Source organism: Telluria sp. LT2P34, from assembly GCF_059685915.1.
The window spans coordinates 129,175-146,718 of sequence record NZ_JCASIN010000002.1; the positions used below are offsets into that span (position 1 = coordinate 129,175).

Here is a 17,544-nt window from a genome sequence, read left to right on the forward strand (position 1 = left end):
TGTGTTCCCGGCGACCCGCACGCAGTATGCTTGAGGTCCAAGCCACCAGGGGAATACGCATGCATCCGTCCAATATCGTCCTGCTCGAATTCCACCCGGAACGCGACGAGCTCGCGCCTGACAAGGAATTGCGCGATGGCTTGTCGGTTGCGCTGCGCATGGGCACTTCCCTGTGGCTGGCCAACGACGAATCCGTCACCATCGAGCGCCTGACGCTGCGCCCGGAAGACAGCCAGGGCAAGAGCAGCTTTACACGCGACCACAAGCAGTATGCGCTGCACGACTTCCTGCCGATGCCGCTGCCGGCCACGAGCGAGGGCGACGACAAACTCAACGAAGCCGATATCGAGGGCCTGGCCTGCGACGGCAAGTATCTCTGGGTGGTCGGCTCGCACAGCCTGCGCCGCAAGCAGCCGAAAGACGGCGACGGAACGAAGAAGGCATACAAGCGACTCGCCACGGTGAGCGCCGACGGCAACCGCTATCTGCTGGCACGCATTCCCATCGTTGCGGACGGCGACGGCTACACGCTGGTGCGCGAAACCGGGAGCAAGAACAAGCAACGCCATGCAGCCATCCTGCGCGGCGATTCCCATGGCAATGAACTGACCGAACTCCTGAAGCAGGACGAGCATCTCGGCCCCTTCCTTGCCATCCCCGGCAAGGACAACGGTTTCGACATCGAAGGCCTGGCAGTGGCCGGCAAGCACCTTCTGCTCGGCCTGCGCGGTCCGGTCCTGCGCGGTTGGGCCACAATCATCGAGGTGGCGCCCGTCGAAGACGCGCAGAGCGCGACCTTGCGGCTGGGGCCGGTCGACAAGAGCGGCGACTTGTACCGAAAGCACTTCCTCGATTTGCACGGACTGGGCATTCGCGACCTGTGCGTGCAGGGCGAGGACTTGCTGATCCTGGCCGGGCCGACGATGGACCTGGACGGTCCGGTCGTCCTGTACCGCTGGCCGGGCGGCGTCCAGCCGGACGGCGGCTGCATCGTGCCGAACACGCAGCTCGAGCATGTGCTGTCCCTGCCCTTCGGCCAAGGCGTCGACCATCCGGAAGGGATCGCTTTGTTCTCGGCCAAGGATGGCGGCGAGGAAGGCCTGCTGGTCGTGCACGATTCCGCGTCGCCCAGCCGCCAGATCGGCGAGAGTACCCTGGTGGCCGATGTGTTTTCCCTGCCGAAGCGAAAAAAGCCGGCCGGCTGAACCAGCGGGGACCTGTTTCAGTGCAGCGGAGCCCGGCTTGCAATAAAATGTCGATGCCCTGCTGACCCAGCAGCGGCCACTACGCTACGGCTGACAAAAACATGACCATGCTTGCCGCGTTCGACAACTTCCTGATGGATGCCCGGCCGCGGCAGATGAGCCGCTTGCGGCGCGGCCTGATCGAATTCTTATACTTCGGCTTCAAGAACGCCCGTTCCTGCCTGTTCGTGTTCACCTTCATGGCAAGCGTCCTGGTGATGCCGCGTGCAGGGCTATTCGGCATTCCACGCTACGACCTGCTCCTGATCGTGGCGCTCGCGATCCAGCTCTGGATGGTCCATGCCAAGCTCGAAACCTGGGACGAACTGAAGGCGGTCTGCCTGTTCCATGTAGTCGGCTTCGCGCTCGAGGCCTTCAAGGTATCCGGCAGTATTCAGTCATGGAGCTACCCGGACTTCGCGTACACCAAAGTGCTCGGGGTGCCGCTGTTCGCCGGCTTCATGTACGCCTCGGTGGGCAGTTATATCGTGCAGGCCTGGCGCATGTTCGACCTGCGCATCCGCCACCATCCGCCCTACTGGATGGCGGCCACCATCGCCATCCTGATTTACGCGAACTTCTTCACCCACCATTACATCGGCGACTACCGCTGGTACCTGGCCGCCTGCGCGCTGGGACTGTATTCGCGCACGGTCGTGATTTACCGTCCGCTCGACCGTGACCGCCAGATGCCGCTGATGCTGGGTTTTGTCCTGATCGGCTTCTTCATCTGGCTGGCCGAAAATATCGGCACCTTCTGGGGCGTGTGGCGCTATCCGAACCAGCTCGGGGCCTGGTCGATCGTCCACCTGAGCAAATGGAGTTCATGGTCGCTGCTGGTGATCATGACCTTCACCATCGTCGCCGGACTCAAGCACATCAAATCGAAAATCCATATTGCCGAGGCATGAACATGAACAAAACACGCAGCAAAGGCATGCGCATTGCCATCCGGGTCGCCATCGTCATCGTCGTGTTGTTGCTGGCTTCGCGCGTGGTGCGCTTCATCCTGCAATGACGATCAGGGCGTAAAAGCAAAAAAGCCCAGCCACCTGCAGGACAGGTGGACGGGCTTTCGAAGACAGCCGGCAGCGCGTGCCGCCGGCCAGTCCGAATTACTTACCGTCTTGCATTTTCTGGCCAGCGCGCTCGATGGCCTTGCCGGTTTTGTCGTTCACGGCGTCAGCGCCCGCTGCGACTTCAGCAGCAGCTTCTTTCGATTCCTGGCGAACTTCGGCGCCGGCTTCCTTCAGGTTGGCGGCGGCCTTGTCGGTTGCCTGGTCGACGTTGGCAGCGGCCTTCTCGGCAGCCTGGTCGACGTTTTCAGCAGCACGCTCGGTTGCAGCACCGACGGCGGCGCCGGCTTCCTTGGTTTCTTCAGCAACTTTAGCGCCTGCATTGTCGATCGCAGCGCCGGCTTCCTGTGCAGGACCGGTCGAAGGATCGTTGTCGGCTTTCTTGCAGCCAGTGGCGAGAACAGCGACGGCCAGCATCAGGGCGGAAATAGTCATTTTATTCATGGTGCACTCCTCAATTAATAGTTGTCATTAGATTACACGTTTCCAAGAAATACGTGCACACGTTACAGTTGTAACAGCAACACAGCAGTTTCCATCCTTCTAGAATAACCGTGTTCGCGTCACTTCACCAGTTGCAAGGATAATATGATTCACCCCATCCGGCCTCAAGGTTTTTCATGAGCGTGACGCTCAATCCCGCTGAAGTCGACTTTATTGCCATTCGCGCCCAGGGCCCGGGCGGGCAGAACGTCAACAAGGTGTCGTGCGCGGTGCACGCGCGCTTCAACGTCGGCGCCTCTTCGCTTCCGGACCATGTCAAGGAACGCATGCTCGCCATGCGCGATTCGCGCATCACCCGCGACGGCGTGGTGGTATTGAAGGCGCAGCAATCGCGCAGCCTGGAACAGAACAAGGAAGAGGCGCTGCAGCGCCTGCAGGCACTGGTCGATGCGGCGTCCGAGGTGCAGCTGGTACGCCGGGCAACCAAGCCGACGCGCGGTTCGCAGCGCCGCCGGCTGGACGAAAAAACGCGCAGCGGCCAGGTCAAGGCGCTGCGCGGCAGGGTCACCGAATAGAACGGATCAGAAGCGCAGGGTCTTGACGCCGTCCGCCATGCCCAGCAGGCAGACGTCGGCGCCGCGCCGGGCGAACAGGCCCACCGCGATCACGCCGACAATGCCGTTGATCTCGGTTTCGAGCGCCACCGGGTCGGCGATCCGCAAGCCGGACACGTCGATGAGCTCGCCGCCATTGTCGGTGATGAAGGCGTCCTGGCTGCCTGGCTGCAAGCGCAGCTTCGGCTGGCCGCCGAGCGCCTGCAACTTGCGCATCACGGCCGCGCGCGCCATCGGAATGACTTCCACCGGCAGCGCGAAGGCACCCAGGGTCGGGACCAGTTTCGAGCCGTCGGCAATACACACGAACTGCTTCGACACCGAGGCCACGATCTTTTCGCGCGTGAGGGCCGCGCCGCCGCCCTTGATCATGGCGCCGGTGTCGGTAATCTCGTCGGCGCCATCGATGTAGACGGCGATCGACTCGACCTCGTTCAGGTCGAACACGGGAATGCCGTGCCCGCGCAAGCGTGCGGCGGTGGCTTCCGAAGAAGCGACGCTGCCCTTGATGCGATCCTTGATCTTCGCCAGTTCGTCGATGAAGAAATTGGCCGTCGAGCCGGTGCCCACGCCGATGATTTCGCCGTCGACCACGTAATCGATGGCGGCGCGCGCCACGGCTTGCTTGAGTTCGTCCTGAGTCATGATGTCTGAAATGGTAAAGAAGGAAATGCCGCCATTTTAACGGATCGGGGGGCGCTGCCGCCGATTGCGCCTGTCGCGAGGCCGGGACATGCATACGCGATTCTTGCCCATGCATATCCATATTGAATTGCAGGGGGCGCGGAAATACCCGACACTGGTTCGATTGCAAATAAGCATTATTTCGACGGGTCGAACCATATGAAGCTCTTCACCAAAAAGCGCGCCGTCGTGGCGGCCATCCTGCTGGTGCTTGGCGCCGGCGCAGTCGCCTGGACCGTGCACGACGCCAAGCCCGAGGTGCCGGCGCTGAAATACCGTGTCGCCGCGGTCGACACCGGCAGCATCACGCACACCGTCACCGCCACCGGCACGCTCAATCCGGTCGCGCTGATCAACGTCGGCTCGCAGGTCTCGGGCACCGTCGTCGAACTGAAGGCCGACTTCAACGACCGGGTGAAGAAGGGGCAAGTGCTGCTGATGCTGGACCCGACCATCTTCAACGCCCAGGTCGGGCAGGCGCGCGCCAGCGTCGCCTCGGCCCAGGCCTCGCTGCGCCTGGCCCAGGCCAGTTATGAACGCAACCGCCAGCTGGTCGCCCAGAACTTCGTCTCCAGCCTCGCCCTCGACCAGTCGCGCCGCGAGCTGGACGTGGCCCGTGCGAACGGCCAGCTGGCCGCCGCCCAGCTCCAGCGCGCGCTGGCGGACCTGAACAACAGCGTGATCCGCAGCCCGATCGACGGCGTCATTATCAAGCGCACGATCGATCTCGGGCAGACCGTGGCGGCCTCCTTCAGCACGCCGAACCTGTTCCAGATCGCCCAGGACCTGACCAAGATGCAGATCGACACCAGCGTGTCCGAGGCCGACGTCGGCGCCATGAAGGATGGCCTGCCGGCGCGCTTCGTGGTCGACGCCTACCCGAGCCGCGAATTCAAGGCCACCATGCGCCAGTTCCGCCTGGCGCCGAACGTGGTGCAGAACGTGGTTACCTATAACGTCGTGCTCGATGTCGACAACCAGGACGAACTGCTGAAGCCCGGCATGACGGCGCAGGTGCGGCTGGTGGTCGACAACCGTCCGAAGGCGCTGCGCATCCCAACCGCGGCGCTGCGCTTCCGGCTGTCCGAGGAAGAACAGGAAAAAGAGCGCAAGGCGCTTGCCGCCAAGGCTGCGAAAGAGCCTGCCAAGGCCCAGCCCCCGCTCGAGGACGACCTAGCGCAGGAAGGCGCGGGCGCGGCGGCGCGCGTGTTCAAGGTGTATAAACTCGACGCGAAAAACGAGCCGAAGCCGGTCGACATCCGTATCGGCCTGTCGAACTTCCGGTATACCGAAGTCGTAAGCGGCGACCTGAAAACCGGCGAGCAGGTGGTGACCCGTGCGCTGGCGCCTGCCCCGGACATGTGATGGATGCCGTTTTGAACGACACCTTGATCGACATCCGCGCCGTCACGAAAAGCTATGTGTCGGGCAGCGTGGAAACGCCGGTGCTGTTCGGCATCGACCTGTGCGTGCGGCGCGGCGACTTCATCGCGGTGATGGGCCAGTCGGGTTCCGGCAAGTCGACCCTGATGAACATCCTCGGCTGCCTGGACCAGGCCAGCGGCGGCGACTACCTGCTCGGCGGCGTCGACACGCGCGCCCTCTCGCGGCCACAACTGGCCGGGATCCGCAACCGCACGATCGGCTTCGTGTTCCAGAGCTTTAACCTCATCAAGCGCATGAGCGTGATCGAGAACGTGGCCCTGCCCCTGATCTACGCCGGCGTGCCGCGCGGCCAGGCGCTGGCCAAGGCGAAGCAGGAACTCGAGCGCGTCGGCCTGGGGGAATTCGGCAAGCGCACGCCGAACCAGCTCTCCGGCGGCCAGCAGCAGCGCGTGGCGATCGCGCGCGCCCTGGTCGGCGACCCGCCGCTGATCCTGGCCGACGAACCGACCGGCAACCTGGACACGCAAACCAGCGACGACATCATGCGCGGCCTGCAGAAACTGAACGGGGAGCGCGGCATCACCATCGTGCTGGTCACGCACGAACCGGACATCGCCGCCTGGAGCCGGCGCCTGGTGCGCCTGAAGGATGGACGCGTTATTTACGACGGCCCGGCGCCGGAAGGCTTGCGCCAGCTGGCGGCCAGCCACGAGCAGGCGGCCGTCGAGGCCAGGATGGAGACCCAGCCATGAAGTTCCTCCAGGTCGTGGTGGAAGCGCTGCGCTCGATGGCCGCGAACCGGCTGCGCACCGCGCTGACGATGCTCGGCATCGTGATCGGCATCGCCTCGGTGGTGCTGATGCTGGCGCTGGGCGACACCATGCAGCGCTTCATCAAGAAAGAGATGCAGATGCTCGGCACGAACATGGTGTACGTGATGCCGGGCGGCGACCGCACCCAGGAGGCGCGCATGCGCAGCGGCGCCGTGCCCTCGCTGACGGTGGCCGATGCCGAAGCCCTGAACCGGCTGCCCAGCCTGGCCGGCGCCGCCCCCGCCCTGCAGGGCCAGTTCAAGCTCGCCGCCGGCAACGAGACAGCCGGCAGCATCGTGCATGGCGTGACGCCGGCCATGTTCAAGATCCGCAACTGGAAGATCGACCAGGGCAGCATGTTCACCGACGACGACGTGCGCGCCGCCTCGCGCATGGTGGTCATCGGCCAGAAGGTGGCGGACCAGTTCTTCTACCGCCAGGACCCGCTGGGACGCTACCTGCGCATCGAGAACGTGGCCTTCCAGGTGATCGGCGTCCTGCAGGGCGAAGGCCGCCAGCTCGACGGCGACGACCTGGCCGACATGGTGCTGGTGCCGATCACCGCGGCGCGCGCCTACATGGTGCGCGGTCCCTTCCCCGACAACGTCCACTACATCGCCGCCCAGGGTAAGAGCGACGGCGTGCTGAGTGATGCCATCGAAGACATGAAGGAGACCCTGCGCGACCGCCACCGCATCAAGTACGAGGAGCCGGACGATTTCAAGATGCAGAACATGGCGACGTTTGCTGCCGCCGCCGGCAAGATCAGCGCGGGCATCGCGGCGCTGCTGGGGGTGATCGGCGGGATCTCGCTGGTGGTCGGCGGCATCGGCATCATGAACATCATGCTGGTGTCGGTCACCGAACGCACGCGCGAAATCGGCATCCGCATGGCGATCGGCGCCCGGCCGCGCGACATCCTGCTGCAATTCCTGACCGAGGCCGTGATGATCTGCCTGGCCGGGGCGGCGGTCGGCATCGCAATCGCCGCGGCCGGCGCCGCGGCGATCACGGCGGCGGCCGAGTTCGACGTGAAGGTCGGGCTGCAGGCGGTGCTCATCGCTTGCGCCTTCGCCACGGCGGTCGGGGTATTCTTCGGCTTCTATCCGGCACGGCGCGCTTCGCGCCTGCTGCCGGTGGATTGTTTGCGGCACGAGTAAGCAGTGCGCAGAAGCGGCGAAGGAACAAGGACATGATCGACGATGCACGGGAATTCGGCCTTTAAGGCGGCGTTCAAAGCGCTATTCAAAACGGCTGTGTATGGAACGGATGCGAGCACGGCGCCGCGCTTGACGCCGGCGCCAGCCACGCTCGCGCGTCCGGAAGGCGCGCGCCGCTATCTGATCGCCCTGCCCGCGCGGCAGGCGGCGGCAAAGCGGCCGCTGGTCCTGATCCTGCACGGCGCCGGCGCTTCGCCCGAGCAGGTACTGGGCATGGCCTTCCCGCCATCGCCGATGTCCCTGTGGCTGGAAATCGCCAGACGCGAAAACATGGTGGTGATGGCGCCCGGTGCGGGCCGCGGCGGCTGGAACGATTGCTTCGCCAGTGCGGACCGCGTCGCCCGGAAGGACGATGTCGCCTTCATCGACGCCCTCATCGCGCATGCGATCGCCAAGCACGACGTCGATCCGCAGCGCGTGTACCTGATCGGCGTCTCGCGCGGCGGGCATATGGCCTTCCGGGTGGCGGCTGAAATCCCGCACCGGCTGGCGGCGTTTTCGAGCGTTCTGGCCAACATGCCGCCGCCCGGATGCGCCATGCTGCCCGACCGGCCCTTGCCGGTGCTGTTCGTCGGCGCCACGGCCGATCCCCTGATTCCCTACCATGGCGGCAAATTCTTTTATACGCTCGGCTTCCTCGACCGGGTCGCCAGTATCGACGACAGCGTGAAGGCATGGCGCGAACTGGCCGGACTGCCGGAGGCTCCCAGCGTGCTGCCTGTCCCGCAGCGCGATCCGCAGAATAAAACGCGCGCCACGTATTTCAGGTGGGGCGCCGCGACTGAGCGCATGCAGGTCGGCCTGTACAGGATCGAAGACGGCGGCCATGTCGAGCCGAGCCGCGTGAGGCGCTATGCGTGGCTGGTGCGCAAGCTGGTCGGCGAACAGAATCCGGATGTCGAGGTCGCGGAAGCGGCCTGGGAATTTTTCAGGGACAAGCGCGCTTAGGGCGCGAGGCAGCCATACAGCTTGCGCCCGGCCCGGTCGCCCGGTCCGATCGGGTGGATGACGGTCGCCCCGCCGTTTTTACGCAGCAGGCAGAAACGGGCCTGGTAGCGCACCGGCCGGGCCGCATTCTTGCCGGGGCGGGTATCGATCACGACCGTGTAGGGCTCACCCGCTTTCAAGGCCGTCGCCGGCGTCTGCGGCAGTGCCGGTATCCGGCCGCCGTAGGGCACGCACATGCTGAAGGCAACCGGAAAGGTCCGCTGCGGCGGCATCGCCATACGCCACGAGGGAGTCTTGCCCTGGCTCGCGGTGACCGTGATCGACGCGAAGTCGGGCGCGCCGCCGCGTTCCTCCTCGCGCTGTGCGATCGTAAAGCAGGGCACGCCGTTGGCGCCCGCCCGCACCTCCGCCTCGCCGACGCGGCGCGCCCCATGGGCAGGCAGCACGATCAGGCAGGCAAGGCACAGGGTCGGAAGATGTTTCATCGCAGGCTCGGAAAATGCGGAAGTAGTGAGGAATAAGACTACGATGTTGCCGCATGGCAGCATTGATGTGAATCAAGCCGAGTCGGGTGCGCTGCCTGGCCGCTGACGCGTTCGAGCACTCACATCGATCTGGCGCCGCTGAACGCCAGGCCCAACCGGCGCGCTGGCCCGCGGTGCAGGTTGTCGCGGCTGCGCGGATTGTCGAGAAAGCCCGCCAGCACGTTTTCATACAGCGCCAGCGCACCCTCGTACCGGCGCTGGCGCATCGCCTCCGGCCGCCCCAGGAACTTCAACACGAAGTAGTCGGCCAGCAGGTCGCCCTGCGCTTCCATGTTGTAGTCGGCCAGCGTGGCGCCTTCCTGCAAATCGTAGTGATAGGGAAGCCCGAGGCGCAGCGCCCCGCGCAGCCGCACTGGATAGCCGAGCTGGTGCTGCCAGACATGCACCATCTCGTGCATGAACCAGTGCTGGCCGGTGAGGTTGGCCTGGGAATAGTCGTCGAGGAAGCAGGAGCTGTGGAAGTAGATGCTGCCGTTGGGCGACATCGCGCAGTTTTTCGGCTGCAGGTAAGGCAGGTAGCGCCGGCTGAAGATGCGCACGCGCGCGTAATCGAGGGCGTCGCGAAACAGCAGCGCGGCCATGGCGATTTCGCCGGCGGTGAGGGGGCGCCAGCGCTGCGAGCGCGGGCGGTGAACTGGTGCGGCGTCCATCGGCTACTTGAGATGAGTAAAGGCGACCAATCTTAATTCAGTTGACCCGGATGTGCATACCAAGGCCCCGTAGTGTCAAGCTGCCATAAAAACACTGTCGATATTTCTTACACTTGAGAAATCAAAGTTGCCATGTAAAAATATTAGTTGATTTAAATCAGGTACTTACTTGGCTGGCACGGGAAATGCTTTAGTGAAAGTATTAAACCAATTCTAAGGAAACCTGAAATGAAAAAACTGCTCATCGCCATCGCCCTCGCGTCCACCCTTGCCAGTGCTCAGGCAGCCGTGATTTCGTACACCGCCACCGGCACGACCAGCGCAGGCCAGGGAACCGACCTGTACTGGACGATGACCTCCCCTGTTGCAACGACCACGAATTCCGGCGCCGCCACTCAGATCTCCTTGAGCGGCCATGGGGACATTCATTACACCGGGAGCTACGCCAACTTCATCAACGGCAGCGGCACCGCCGGCGTCAACCTGATTCAGGGCACCATGATCAACGCGTCGAGCAACTGGGGCGATAACTCCGGCTACGTGGGCACGAGCGATTTCGGCGGCGGATGCGCCATCGGCCAGACCTGTATCTATGGCCTGAAGTTCATCCAGGCAGGCAACACCCACTATGGCTGGGTGCAGTTCCAGGAAACCAGCGCTGCAAGCCAGAAATTGATGGGCTGGGGCTATGAGAGCACCGCCAATGCCGGCATCCTTGCAGGCAACCCAGCCGAAGTGCCAGAGCCGCTGTCGCTCTCGCTGATCGGTGTCGGCCTGGCCGGCCTGGCATTCTCGCGCCCCAAAGGCGTGGCCAAGGCAGCGTAACAACCGTCGTCGCGTCCCCGACGCCGACAGCAAGCCGCACCCCTCGAGGGTGCGGCTTTTTTTTGAGGGCGGGCTAGGCGCGCAAGGCCGCCGCAGCGCGCGCCAGCTCGGTGATGCGGCCCCAGTCGCCGGCCAGGATCGCGTCCTTCGGCGTCAGCCAGGAGCCGCCGACGCAGGCCACGTTCTTGCAGGCCAAAAAGGCGGGCGCGGTCTCGATCGAGATGCCGCCGGTCGGGCAGAAGGTCACGTCCGGCAGCGGGCCGCCGATGGCATTGAGCATGCCGACGCCGCCGGCCGGCACCGCCGGGAACAGTTTCAATTGTTTGAATCCCGCCTCGCGCGCGGCCATCACTTCGGACGGCGTCATCACCCCCGGCAGCAGCGGCAGGCCGCTCTTGCGCGCCGCTTCGATCAGTGCCGGCGTCAGGCCCGGCGAGACGCCGAACACGGCGCCGGCGTCGCGCGCGGCGGCGAATTCCTCGCCTTGCGTCAGGGTGCCGACGCCGACGATGGCGCCTTCCACTCCCGCCATGTCGCGGATCGCCTGCAAGCCGTGCGCGGTGCGCAGCGTCACTTCCAGCACGCGGATGCCGCCGGCCACCAGGGCTTTCGCGAGCGGCACGGCGTGCGCCGGATCGTCGATGGCGATCACGGGAATCACGCTCGCCGAGCGCATGATCTCAAGTATGGTCATGTTGGTAGTCATCTTATTTCGGTGTCCTGAACTGGAAGTCTTCGTCGGAGCCGGGCATGATTTCGCCGCTGTCGGCGCCTTCATGCAGAGGCACGGTGGTGTGTTTCGGCGATGGCAGCGGGAAGGTGGCCGCGCCCTCTTCCGCCGCACTGCTGGTATTGCGGAACATGGCGAACAGCTCGCGTCCCATGCCGATGTGGGACGACGAAATGTCGGCCGTGATTTGCGTGCGCGCGGCCCAGACTTCGGCCGGCACCAGGGCGTCGAGCGTGCCGCTGTTGGCATCGACGCGGATCATGTCGCCGTCGCGCACCAGGCCGAGCGGGCCGCCGGCCAGGATTTCAGGCGACACGTGGATCGCCGCCGGCACCTTGCCCGAAGCCCCCGACATGCGCCCGTCGGTGACCATTGCCACGCGGTGGCCGGCATCTTGCAGGTTGGCCAGTGAAGGCGTGAGCGCATGCAGTTCCGGCATGCCGTTGGCGCGTGGGCCCTGGAAGCGGATCACGGCCACGAAATCGCGGTTCAGGTGGCCGGCCTTGTAGGCATGCATGAAGTCTTCCTGCGAATTGAAGGTCAGCGCCGGCGCCTCCACCACGTAATGCTCCTTCTTCACGGCCGAGACCTTCATCACCGCGCGGCCGAGGTTACCCTGCACCAGCACCATGCCGCCGTTGGTATTGAAGGGATTCGAGGCAGGGCGCAGCACCGATTCGTCGCCGCTCTGCTGCGTGACGTCGCGCCAGACCAGCTTGCCGTCTTCGCCGAGGAAAGGCTCCTGGCAATGCTTGCGCAGGCCGTGGCCGAGGATGGTGTTGACGTCCTCGTGCGCGAGACCGGCGTCGAGCAGTTCGCGGATCACGAAGCCCGGGCCGCCGGCGGCCTGGAAGTGGTTGATGTCGGCGTCGCCGTTCGGGTAGATGCGCGTGATCGATGGGACCACCTTGGACAGCGCGTCGAAGTCGTTCCAGTCGATGACGATGCCGGCGGCGCGCGCGATGGCGACCAGGTGCAGGGTGTGGTTGGTCGAGCCGCCGGTGGCGTGCAGCGCGACGATGGCGTTGACGATGCTTTTTTCGTCGACGATCTGCCCGACCGGCATGTAGTTGCCGCCCTGCTGGGAAATCGCCACCGCCTGGTGCGAGGCTGCCGCGGTGAGTGCGTCGCGCAGCGGCGTGCCCGGAATGACGAAGGCGGATCCCGGCAGGTGCAGGCCCATCATCTCCATCAGCATCTGGTTGCTGTTGGCGGTGCCGTAGAAGGTGCAGGTGCCGGCGCCGTGGTAGGACTGCGATTCGCATTCGAGCAGTTCTTCGCGGGTGGCCTTGCCCTGCGCGTAGAGCTGGCGCACGCGCGCCTTTTCCTTGTTCGACAGGCCCGAGGTCATCGGCCCGCCCGGCACGAACACGGCCGGGATATGGCCGAAGTGGAGCGCGCCGATCAGGAGGCCCGGCACGATCTTGTCGCAGATGCCGAGGTAGAGCGCGGCGTCGAACATGTTGTGCGACAGCGCGACGGCGGTGGCCATGGCGATGGTGTCACGCGAGAACAGCGACAGCTCCATGCCCGGCTGGCCTTGCGTGACGCCGTCGCACATGGCCGGCACCCCGCCCGCGAACTGGGCCACGGCGCCGATCTCGCGCACCGCCTCCTTGATCACCTTCGGGAAGTATTCGAAGGGCTGGTGCGCCGACAGCATGTCGTTATAGGACGAGACGATCGCAACCGAGGGCTTCTTGGTTTCGCGCAGCTTGAGCTTGTCGTTGGCGGGAAAGGCCGCGAAGCCGTGTGCGAGATTGGTGCACGACAAGGCGCCGCGCTGCACGCCATGAATGCGCGCCGCCTCGAGGTGGGCGAGGTAAGCCGCACGCGAGACGCGGCTGCGCTGGATGATCCGGTTCGTTACCTGTTCGACTACGGGGTGGAGCGCCATTATCGTTCCTTCGAAATTGTATTCTGAAATTTTACTACAAAGTAGGAATGGGGTTTTGATTGGCTTCGGCTGGGGTGCCTTGCCGGTCCGGCCTTGCGCGTGGAGTCGGGACTCCACCCTACGGTGTCACGGCAAACCCGGTGCTGCGGAGAACGCACGCATCTGTAGGGTGGGGTCCCGGCTCCACGCCGTACAACATTGGCACGTCAACCACGCGCCGCAAACAGCTGCTCAAGCATTACGTAGTGAATTTACGCCCGATTCCTGTATTATTCGATAATCTGTTTAAAACAACATCGCATCTTCAACATGACCGCCCTGCCCCTCACCCGCACTCCCAGTTTCCAGGCCCTCGAAACCCATGCAGTCGATGCCGGAGACTGGCAGATGCGCAGCCTGTTCGCGGGCGATCCGGGGCGCTTCGAGCGCATGTCGATCGAGGCCGCCGGCCTGTTCCTAGACTATTCAAAAAACCGTATGGACGGGCGCACGCTTGAACTGCTGGCCGCGCTCGCGCGCGAGCGCGGCGTGGAAAGCCGGCGCGATGCGATGTTCGCGGGCGAAAAGATCAACAACACGGAAAACCGCGCCGTCTTGCACACCGCGCTGCGCGCGCCACGCGAGCTTCGATTGACGGTCGACGGCCAGGACGTCGGCGCCGACGTGCACGCCGTGCTGGCCCGCATCAAGACCTTCAGCGACGCCGTGCGCAGCGGCGAGTGGCTCGGGCACACCGGCAAGCCGATCACCGACATCGTCAACATCGGCATCGGCGGCTCCGACCTCGGCCCGAAGATGGTGTGCCTGGCGCTGCGCCAGTACAGCCACCCGCGCCTGACCCTGCACTTCGTCTCGAACGTCGACGGCCACGACATGGACGCGACGCTCGAAACCGTCAATCCCGAGACCACCCTTTTCATCATCGCTTCGAAAACGTTTACCACAGCCGAGACCATGATGAACGCCCAGACGGCGCGCATGTGGTTCGTGGCGCATGCGCCCGCAGACGTTGCCAATACGGCCTTGGCCAAGCATTTTGTCGCCGTCTCGACCAATGTCGAGGCCATCAAGACCTTCGGCATCGACCCGGCCAACATGTTCCCGTTCTGGGACTGGGTCGGCGGGCGCTATTCGGTCTGGTCGGCGATCGGCCTGCCGGTGGCGCTGTCGGTCGGCTTCGGCTATTTTTCGGATTTCCTGGCGGGCGCCCACGCCATGGACGGGCACTTCCGCACGGCTCGGATCGAGGACAACATGCCGATGCTGCTGGCCTTGATCGGCTTCTGGAACCGCCAGTTCCTCGGCTGTACTTCGGTGACGATCGCGCCCTACCACCAAGACCTGAACCGCTTCCCGGCCTACCTCCAGCAACTCGACATGGAAAGTAACGGCAAGCGCGTGACGCGCGACGGCACGCCCGTCAGTACCCCGACCTGCCCGGCGATCTGGGGCGAGCCCGGCACCAATGGCCAGCATGCGTATTTCCAGTTGCTGCACCAGGGTACCGACGTGACGCCGATCGACTTCATCGCCGCGCTGAGGCCAAGCCACGAGCTGCACCAGCACCACACGGCCCTGCTGGCGAACTGCTTCGCCCAGTCGGAAGCCTTCATGAAGGGCAAGACTGTCGACGAAGTGCGCGCCGACCTGCAGCAGCAGGGGCTGCCTGTTGATGAGATCGAGCGCCTGGCGCCGCATAAAACCTTCCCCGGCAACCGCCCCAGCAACACGATCCTGATGGAATACCTGACGCCGGCCAGCCTCGGCGCCCTGGTCGCGCTGTACGAGCACAAGACCTTCGTCCAGGGCGTGCTCTGGGACCTGAACAGTTTCGACCAGTGGGGTGTGGAACTGGGCAAGGTGCTGGCCAAGAACATCGAAGCCGAACTTGGCGGCGAAGCGCGGCCCGCGCAGCACGACAGCTCGACCAATGGCTTGATCGCGCGCGCCAAGGCGGCCGTATGAAGGTCAGCATCATGCGGCACCGGAAGTCCGAGCCGAAGATCCACGTCATCCACGATCAGCCGATGCTGGTGGGCGAATGCCCGCTCTGGCACGCCGTCGAATCGGCCCTGTACTGGGTCGACATCAACGGCCTGACCGTGAATCGCCTGCACCCGGCCAGCGGCAAGTTCTCCAGCTGGAAGATGGGTTCGGAGCCCTCGGCGCTGGCGGTCGATGACCACAACAACCTGGTCGTCGCCACCCGCACCGGCTTCGTACGCCTGAACACGACCAGCGGCGAACAGCAGGACATCTGCCCGGCGCCCTATGACACGTCGATCGTCCGTTTCAACGACGGCCGCGTCGATCCCGCCGGACGCTTCTGGGTCGGCACCATGTACGAACCGCGCGACAAGCCGGCCGCCGAAATGTACGTGCTCGAGCGCGACGTATTGCGCCTTGCATGGTCGGGCGGCATGACCAACTCGAACGGGCTGGCCTGGGGCCTGGACGGGCGCAGCATGTTCCACGCCGATACCACCAGCCACCGCATCGACCGCTACGATTTCGACCTCACGGCAGGCAGCGTTGCCAACGGACGCACCCTGGTCACCTTCTCGACCGACAAGACGGCAGCGGACTACGGCGGGCGCCCGGACGGCGCCGCCGTCGACAGCGAAGGCAATTACTGGGTCGCGATGTTCGAGGGCGGCCGGATCATCAAGCTGTCGCCGGACGGTGAACTGCTGCGCGAAGTCAATCTGCCGCTGCGCTGCCCGACGGCCGTCGCCTTCGGCGGCTCCGACCTGCGCAACCTCTACGTCACCAGCGCCAGCCACGGCAGATCGAGCGAAGAGCTTGCGAAGTATCCGATGACGGGCATGGTGCTGTGCATGCGCATCGATGTGCCGGGACTGGCGCAGCCGGAATACCAGCGCTGATGGCTGGGAAATTTCGGGCGCCCGTCGAAAAGTCGCGTAGTAGAATTTCTTGCTAAGCGCATAATCATGTAGTAAATTTACAAAAATCTCTCATCGACCCCGAATACTATGGCTCTTTCCGATTTCGATCTCGTCCTCTTTGGCGGCAGCGGCGACCTGGCGATGCGCAAACTCCTGCCGGCGATGTATGCGCGCGATGTCTGCAGCGACCTTCCCGCCACGGCGCGCATCATTTGCGTTGGCCGTAACGAGAGCACGCAGGAAGAATTCCTGGACTTCGTCGACACGCATTCGAAGCAGCACATCAAGGACCAGGACAGCGTCGACGAGAACAAATGGCGCAGTTTCCTCAAGCGCATCACCTACGTCGCGCTGGACGCCACCGACGCCAGCACCTACGGCCCCTTTGTCGATTCGCTGCGCAAGGACGAAGCGATCACGCGCGTGTACTACCTGGCCACGCCGCCTCACCTGTTCGCCCGGATCTGCGACAACCTGGCCGCCACAGGCCTGGCCACGCCAAGTTCGCGCGTGGTGCTGGAAAAGCCGCTCGGCCGCGACCTGGCGTCCGCCCGCCAGATTAACCTCGACGTCGGCAAGGTCTTCGCCGAATCGCAGATCTACCGGATCGACCACTACCTCGGCAAGGAAACCGTGCAGAACCTGCTGGCGCTGCGCTTCGGTAACGTGCTGTTCGAGCCGCTCTGGCGGCGCGAGTGGATTTCCGACGTGCAGATCACCATCGCCGAGAAGATCGGGGTCGGCAACCGCCTCGGTTACTACGACACCTCGGGCGCGCTGCGCGATATGCTGCAGAACCACCTGCTGCAACTGCTGTGCATCGTGGCAATGGAGCCGCCGACCTCGATTTCGCCGGACGCCGTGCGCGACGCCAAGCTGCAGGTGCTGCGCTCGCTGAAGCGTTTTACGCCGACCACCCTGTCCCAGAACATCGTGCGCGGCCAGTACCGCGGCGGTTTCGTCGACGGCCAGGCCGTGCCGAGCTACCGCGACGAGCCGGACGCACCAAAACAATCGAAGACCGAGACCTTTGTCGCCCTGAAGGCGGAAATCGACACCTGGCGCTGGGCTGGCGTGCCCTTCTATCTGCGCACCGGCAAGCGCATGGCCGACCGCCTGGCCGAGATCGTGGTGCGCTTCAAGCAGATCCCGCATTCGATCTTCAACCAGCCGACATCGAGCTTCCAGCCGAACAGCCTGGTCATTCGCCTGCAGCCGGACGAAGGTCTGTCCTTGAACCTGATGGCGAAAACGCCCGGCGACTCGATGCGCCTGAAGCAGGCCGAACTCGAACTCGACTTCCGCGAGCAGTTCAAGGCGCCGCGCATGGAGGCCTACGAGCGCCTGCTGCTGGACGTGCTGCGCGGCCAGCTGACCCTGTTCATGCGCGGCGACGAACTGGAAGCGGCCTGGGAATGGGTCGAGCCGATCCTGGACCACTGGGAGCAGGACGACACGGCGCCGGTGCCCTACGCTTCGGGCACCTGGGGCCCGGCCGCCTCGTCGAACCTGATCGGGCGCGATGGCCTGCAGTGGCGCGAAGAAGCGCTCCCGGAAGATTAA

At 64.5% G+C, this 17,544-nt stretch carries 17 protein-coding genes; 11 read left to right on the forward strand and 6 right to left on the reverse strand.

Annotated features, from left to right (window positions below; genetic code table 11):
• The first annotated feature begins 59 nt into the window (after window positions 1–59).
• Together AC56KZ_RS06430 and AC56KZ_RS06435 are read left to right on the forward strand one after the other, a co-directional pair.
• Window positions 60–1,205, forward strand: a complete 1,146-nt coding sequence (locus AC56KZ_RS06430; RefSeq protein ID WP_497161324.1) for a DUF3616 domain-containing protein — start codon at window positions 60–62, stop codon at window positions 1,203–1,205.
• Window positions 1,206–1,312: 107 nt separating this feature from the next.
• Entirely contained in the window at window positions 1,313–2,155 is an 843-nt protein-coding gene (locus AC56KZ_RS06435) for a DUF817 domain-containing protein (protein ID WP_497162116.1), read from the forward strand.
• Window positions 2,156–2,359: 204 nt separating this feature from the next.
• Here the strand turns inward: AC56KZ_RS06435 and AC56KZ_RS06440 are convergent, their stop codons facing one another.
• The gene (locus AC56KZ_RS06440; RefSeq protein WP_497161325.1) at window positions 2,360–2,764 is read right to left on the reverse strand and encodes a hypothetical protein; all 405 of its coding nucleotides are present in this window, start codon (window positions 2,762–2,764) and stop codon (window positions 2,360–2,362) included.
• A gap of 176 nt (window positions 2,765–2,940) precedes the next feature.
• Between AC56KZ_RS06440 and arfB the strand changes: the two genes are divergently transcribed.
• Complete coding sequence (gene arfB, locus AC56KZ_RS06445) at window positions 2,941–3,339, forward strand: alternative ribosome rescue aminoacyl-tRNA hydrolase ArfB (RefSeq protein ID WP_497161326.1); 399 nt, start codon at window positions 2,941–2,943, stop codon at window positions 3,337–3,339.
• 6 nt (window positions 3,340–3,345) lie between these two features.
• Here the strand turns inward: arfB and rpiA are convergent, their stop codons facing one another.
• On the reverse strand, window positions 3,346–4,023 hold the full coding sequence (gene rpiA / locus AC56KZ_RS06450; RefSeq protein ID WP_497161327.1) for a ribose-5-phosphate isomerase RpiA: 678 nt from the start codon (window positions 4,021–4,023) through the stop codon (window positions 3,346–3,348).
• 198 nt (window positions 4,024–4,221) lie between these two features.
• Here rpiA and AC56KZ_RS06455 point away from each other — a divergent pair, with 198 nt between their 5' ends.
• The 4 genes from AC56KZ_RS06455 (at window position 4,222) to AC56KZ_RS06470 (ending at window position 8,428) form a co-directional block, all read left to right on the forward strand.
• The gene (locus AC56KZ_RS06455) at window positions 4,222–5,427 is read left to right on the forward strand and encodes an efflux RND transporter periplasmic adaptor subunit (RefSeq protein ID WP_497161328.1); all 1,206 of its coding nucleotides are present in this window, start codon (window positions 4,222–4,224) and stop codon (window positions 5,425–5,427) included.
• On the forward strand, window positions 5,427–6,200 hold the full coding sequence (locus tag AC56KZ_RS06460; protein ID WP_497161329.1) for an ABC transporter ATP-binding protein: 774 nt from the start codon (window positions 5,427–5,429) through the stop codon (window positions 6,198–6,200). Before AC56KZ_RS06455 ends, AC56KZ_RS06460 begins: the two co-directional genes overlap by 1 nt.
• Complete coding sequence (locus AC56KZ_RS06465; protein ID WP_497161330.1) at window positions 6,197–7,420, forward strand: ABC transporter permease; 1,224 nt, start codon at window positions 6,197–6,199, stop codon at window positions 7,418–7,420. The genes AC56KZ_RS06460 and AC56KZ_RS06465 overlap by 4 nt, the downstream gene beginning before the upstream one ends.
• 129 nt (window positions 7,421–7,549) lie before the next feature.
• Window positions 7,550–8,428: a CE1 family esterase gene (locus AC56KZ_RS06470; protein ID WP_497161331.1), complete on the forward strand. Its 879-nt coding sequence runs from the start codon at window positions 7,550–7,552 to the stop codon at window positions 8,426–8,428.
• Here the strand turns inward: AC56KZ_RS06470 and AC56KZ_RS06475 are convergent.
• A complete protein-coding gene (locus AC56KZ_RS06475; protein ID WP_497161332.1) occupies window positions 8,425–8,913 on the reverse strand; it encodes a hypothetical protein in 489 nt (162 codons plus the stop codon). The genes AC56KZ_RS06470 and AC56KZ_RS06475 overlap by 4 nt on opposite strands.
• A gap of 119 nt (window positions 8,914–9,032) precedes the next feature.
• Window positions 9,033–9,623, reverse strand: a complete 591-nt coding sequence (locus AC56KZ_RS06480) for a Rhs element Vgr protein (protein ID WP_497161333.1) — start codon at window positions 9,621–9,623, stop codon at window positions 9,033–9,035.
• 228 nt (window positions 9,624–9,851) lie between these two features.
• On the opposite strand from AC56KZ_RS06480, the gene AC56KZ_RS06485 reads away from it, so the two are divergent.
• Window positions 9,852–10,448, forward strand: coding sequence for a PEP-CTERM sorting domain-containing protein (locus tag AC56KZ_RS06485; RefSeq protein WP_497161334.1), 597 nt, complete (start codon window positions 9,852–9,854; stop codon window positions 10,446–10,448).
• A gap of 73 nt (window positions 10,449–10,521) precedes the next feature.
• Here AC56KZ_RS06485 and eda read toward each other — a convergent pair whose 3' ends face one another.
• Both eda and edd read right to left on the reverse strand, forming a co-directional pair.
• Window positions 10,522–11,142: a bifunctional 4-hydroxy-2-oxoglutarate aldolase/2-dehydro-3-deoxy-phosphogluconate aldolase gene (gene eda, locus AC56KZ_RS06490; RefSeq protein ID WP_497161335.1), complete on the reverse strand. Its 621-nt coding sequence runs from the start codon at window positions 11,140–11,142 to the stop codon at window positions 10,522–10,524.
• Window positions 11,143–11,155: 13 nt separating this feature from the next.
• Entirely contained in the window at window positions 11,156–13,075 is a 1,920-nt protein-coding gene (gene edd / locus AC56KZ_RS06495; protein WP_497161336.1) for a phosphogluconate dehydratase, read from the reverse strand.
• A 309-nt stretch (window positions 13,076–13,384) separates the two neighbouring features.
• Between edd and pgi the strand changes: the two genes are divergently transcribed.
• The 3 genes from pgi (at window position 13,385) to zwf (ending at window position 17,544) form a co-directional block, all read left to right on the forward strand.
• On the forward strand, window positions 13,385–15,040 hold the full coding sequence (gene pgi / locus AC56KZ_RS06500) for a glucose-6-phosphate isomerase (RefSeq protein WP_497161337.1): 1,656 nt from the start codon (window positions 13,385–13,387) through the stop codon (window positions 15,038–15,040).
• Entirely contained in the window at window positions 15,037–15,960 is a 924-nt protein-coding gene (locus tag AC56KZ_RS06505) for an SMP-30/gluconolactonase/LRE family protein (RefSeq protein WP_497161338.1), read from the forward strand. Before pgi ends, AC56KZ_RS06505 begins: the two co-directional genes overlap by 4 nt.
• A gap of 108 nt (window positions 15,961–16,068) precedes the next feature.
• A complete protein-coding gene (zwf, locus tag AC56KZ_RS06510) occupies window positions 16,069–17,544 on the forward strand; it encodes a glucose-6-phosphate dehydrogenase (protein WP_497161339.1) in 1,476 nt (491 codons plus the stop codon).

Excerpts from the sequence above, each read along its gene's own strand:
- AC56KZ_RS06460 (WP_497161329.1), top strand. The coding sequence starts at position 5,427 with ATGGATGCCGTTTTGAACGACACCTTGATCGACATCCGCGCCGTCACG.
- AC56KZ_RS06465 (WP_497161330.1), top strand. The coding sequence starts at position 6,197 with ATGAAGTTCCTCCAGGTCGTGGTGGAAGCGCTGCGCTCGATGGCCGCG.
- AC56KZ_RS06430 (WP_497161324.1), top strand. The coding sequence starts at position 60 with ATGCATCCGTCCAATATCGTCCTGCTCGAATTCCACCCGGAACGCGAC.
- AC56KZ_RS06505 (WP_497161338.1), top strand. The coding sequence starts at position 15,037 with ATGAAGGTCAGCATCATGCGGCACCGGAAGTCCGAGCCGAAGATCCAC.
- AC56KZ_RS06435 (WP_497162116.1), top strand. The coding sequence starts at position 1,313 with ATGCTTGCCGCGTTCGACAACTTCCTGATGGATGCCCGGCCGCGGCAG.
- AC56KZ_RS06475 (WP_497161332.1), bottom strand. The coding sequence starts at position 8,913 with ATGAAACATCTTCCGACCCTGTGCCTTGCCTGCCTGATCGTGCTGCCT.
- AC56KZ_RS06485 (WP_497161334.1), top strand. The coding sequence starts at position 9,852 with ATGAAAAAACTGCTCATCGCCATCGCCCTCGCGTCCACCCTTGCCAGT.
- AC56KZ_RS06440 (WP_497161325.1), bottom strand. The coding sequence starts at position 2,764 with ATGAATAAAATGACTATTTCCGCCCTGATGCTGGCCGTCGCTGTTCTC.
- eda (WP_497161335.1), bottom strand. The coding sequence starts at position 11,142 with ATGACCATACTTGAGATCATGCGCTCGGCGAGCGTGATTCCCGTGATC.
- AC56KZ_RS06455 (WP_497161328.1), top strand. The coding sequence starts at position 4,222 with ATGAAGCTCTTCACCAAAAAGCGCGCCGTCGTGGCGGCCATCCTGCTG.
- arfB (WP_497161326.1), top strand. The coding sequence starts at position 2,941 with ATGAGCGTGACGCTCAATCCCGCTGAAGTCGACTTTATTGCCATTCGC.
- zwf (WP_497161339.1), top strand. The coding sequence starts at position 16,069 with ATGGCTCTTTCCGATTTCGATCTCGTCCTCTTTGGCGGCAGCGGCGAC.
- edd (WP_497161336.1), bottom strand. The coding sequence starts at position 13,075 with ATGGCGCTCCACCCCGTAGTCGAACAGGTAACGAACCGGATCATCCAG.
- AC56KZ_RS06480 (WP_497161333.1), bottom strand. The coding sequence starts at position 9,623 with ATGGACGCCGCACCAGTTCACCGCCCGCGCTCGCAGCGCTGGCGCCCC.
- pgi (WP_497161337.1), top strand. The coding sequence starts at position 13,385 with ATGACCGCCCTGCCCCTCACCCGCACTCCCAGTTTCCAGGCCCTCGAA.
- rpiA (WP_497161327.1), bottom strand. The coding sequence starts at position 4,023 with ATGACTCAGGACGAACTCAAGCAAGCCGTGGCGCGCGCCGCCATCGAT.